Origin of the sequence: Collinsella sp. AM29-10AC, assembly GCF_003469085.1 — a bacterium.
Classification (GTDB): domain Bacteria; phylum Actinomycetota; class Coriobacteriia; order Coriobacteriales; family Coriobacteriaceae; genus Collinsella.
Map to the genome: position 1 here is coordinate 89,771 of NZ_QSKB01000006.1, position 3,383 is coordinate 93,153.

Sequence of the window (3,383 nt, forward strand, 5' to 3'; positions counted from 1 at the left end):
CATTCTTAGAGAGAAAACACTTTAACTCGAATAGAGGGCAGGAGCCCGTCCGGTGGATGTCGCCCGGAAGTCCCCGCAGCACCCGGTCCCCGGGGTCGCACCCGCGTACCTTGAGAGCCGCATAGCGATAGGAGAGAGATGGAAGATCATTCTTCCAGACTCGATTCTTTTCTGCGATTTATCAGACAGAATGATAGCAATCATTCATCCGATCCAAACAAGAAGAATTCACTTATATATGAGTGAGGAGCATCTGATCGCGAGCACAGTCAACTACTGTGCCGCGGTATGAGATACCCGAATTGCGACATACGAGCGCTATTCATGATATCGATTAATTAGACTAATTAGCGACACGTGGATATCCCGCGGGCCCGAGAGCGGTCCCGCAAGATACCACGGGCGCACGGCGGATGCCTTGGCACAGGGAGCCGATGAAGGACGCGGCAAGCTGCGATAATCCCCGGCGAGGAGCACACATCCTTCGACCCGGGGGTCTCCGAATGGGCGAACCCATCCACAGAGGTGTGGATATCCCCACCCCGAACACATAGGGGCGGGGAGGACAACCCGGGGAACTGAAACATCTAAGTACCCGGAGGAGAGGAAATCAATCTCGAGACTCCCCGAGTAGCGGCGAGCGAAAGGGGACCGATGGCCAAACCGTCGAGCGGGCATACCCGGCAGGGGTTCCGCCGACGGGGTTGCAGGGCCGCGCATCCGGGGGCTGCCGCCCCCGGGCGCAGGTCCGGCTGGGGAGCGGAACGGCATGGGAGGGCCGGCCGCAGCGGGTGACAGCCCCGTACGCGAACCCAGACCGGACGGCGCGACGCGGTCCCTGAGTAGGGCCGGGCACGTGAAACCCGGTCCGAACCTGGGTGGACCACCATCCAAGCCTGAGTACTACCCTGTGACCGATAGCGCACCAGTACCGTGAGGGAAAGGTGAAAAGCACCCCGGGAGGGGAGTGAAACAGTACCTGAAACCGTGCGCCCACGAGCAGTCGGAGCACCTATACGGTGTGACGGCGTGCCTTTTGTAGAATGAGCCAGCGAGTCGCTGGCGCGGGGCGAGGTTAACCGAAAGGGAGCCGTAGCGAAAGCGAGCCTTAACAGGGCGACTTGAGTCCCGCGCCGCGGACGCGAAGCCGGGTGAGCTATCCGTGGGCAGGCTGAAGCGGGGGTAAGACCCCGTGGAGGGCCGAACGCACGTCGGTTGAAAACGGCGGCGATGACCTGCGGATAGGGGTGAAAGGCCAATCAAACCCGGAGATATCTCGTTCTCCCCGAAATAGCTTTAGGGCTAGCGTCGCGCGTTCACCGCCGGAGGTAGAGCACCGGATGGACGAGGGGGCTTCGCCGCCTACCGAATCCAACCGAACTCCGAATGCCGGCGGCCCAGAGCGCGGCAGTCAGAGCATGTGGGCTAAGCTGTGTGCTCGAGAGGGAAACAGCCCGGACCGCCCGCTAAGGTCCCCAAGTTCCAGCCGAGTGGCAAAGGATGTGCGTCCGCCCAGACAACCAGGATGTTGGCTTAGAAGCAGCCATGCATTCAAAGAGTGCGTAACAGCTCACTGGTCGAGTGGACATGCGCCGACAATACACGGGGCTAAGCTGGACACCGAAGCGGCGGGATTTTGATTTTCAGAATCGGTAGGGGAGCTTCCCATGGGCGGGGAAGCCGCCGGGCGACCGGCGGTGGAGCGCATGGGAGTGAGAATGCTGGCATGAGTAGCGAGAGACGAGAGAGTAACTCGTCCGCCGTGAACCCGAGGTTTCCTGGGCAAGGCTAATCCTCCCAGGGTCAGTCGGGGGCTAAGGCGAGGCCGGGAGGCGTAGCCGACGCGCAGCAGGCAGACATTCCTGCACCGCGCACGCGGCGCTACGACCGACGGGGCGACGGATGGGGGTGGCTCGGCGGGGTTCTGGACGTCCCCGTGATGGAGCGCGGCCCGCGGACCAGGGAAATCCGGTCCGCACGAGGGCGAGGCTCCGGACGAAGCGATCAAGCGAAGCGAGTGAGCCCGAGGTCCCTAGAAAAACCCCTAGGCAGGCGCGTGCGCGCCCGTACCGCAAACCGACACAGGTGGGTGGGTAGAACATACCGAGGCGATCGGGTCAACCATGGTCAAGGAACTCGGCACAATGGCCCCGTAACTTCGGGAGAAGGGGTGCCCGCGCGTACGTGAACCGGCTTGCCCGGGGAGCGGAGGCGGGCCGCAGTGGAGAGGCCCAAGCGACTGTTTACCAAAAACACAGGACTCTGCAGAAGCCGCAAGGCGACGTATAGGGTCTGACGCCTGCCCGGTGCCGGAAGGTCACGCGGAGGAGTTAGCGCATCGCGCGAAGCCCCGAAGCCAAGCCCCGGTAAACGGCGGCCGTAACTATAACGGTCCTAAGGTAGCGAAATTCCTTGTCGGGTAAGTTCCGACCTGCACGAAAGGCGCAACGACTTGGGCGCTGTCTCGACCATGGACCCGGTGAAATTGCACTGGTCGTGAAGATGCGACTTACCCGCGGAAGGACGGAGAGACCCCGTGAACCTTCACTGCAGCTTGGCATTGGCCGCTGGTCCCGCGTGTAGAGGATAGGCAGGAGGCACAGATCCGGAGGCGCCAGCCCCCGGGGAGCCGCCCTTGGAATACTGCCCTCGCGCGACCGGCGTCCTAACCCGAGGCCGTCAACCGGCTCGGGGACCGTGCCAGGCGGGCAGTTTGACTGGGGCGGTCGCCTCCTAAAGGGTAACGGAGGCGCGCGAAGGTCCGCTCGGGACGGTCGGCAACCGTCCTTTTGAATGCAAGAGTACAAGCGGGCTTGACTGCGAGGCCCACAAGCCGAGCAGGTGCGAAAGCAGGCTCTAGTGATCCGGCGGCCCCGAGTGGGTGGGCCGTCGCTCAACGGATAAAAGGTACTCCGGGGATAACAGGCTGATCTTGCCCAAGAGTCCACATCGACGGCAAGGTTTGGCACCTCGATGTCGGCTCATCGCATCCTGGGGCTGGAGCAGGTCCCAAGGGTACGGCTGTTCGCCGTTTAAAGCGGTACGCGAGCTGGGTTCAGAACGTCGTGAGACAGTTCGGTCCCTATCCTCCGTGGGCGCAGGAGAATCGATGGAGGCTGCCCCCAGTACGAGAGGACCGGGGTGGACGCACCTCCGGTGAACCGGTTGTCGACCAACGGCACGGCCGGGTAGCCGCGTGCGGCGCGGATAACCGCTGAAGGCATCTAAGCGGGAAGCCGTTCCAGGGATTAGTTCTCCTTCCGGTAAGGGCCCAGGTAGACTACCTGGTCGATAGACGGCAGGTGCAAGGCTGGCGACAGCCTCAGCCGAGCCGCACTAATCGCCCGAGCTCTTCCGGAACCGCACCTCGCGGCCCGCGGGAC

General features: G+C 62.9%; 1 rRNA gene. It reads left to right on the plus strand.

From position 1 onward, the window contains the following. Positions 1–386 precede the first annotated feature (386 nt). Positions 387–3,360, plus strand: a 23S ribosomal RNA gene (locus tag DW754_RS03330). The last annotated feature ends 23 nt before the right edge of the window (positions 3,361–3,383 follow it).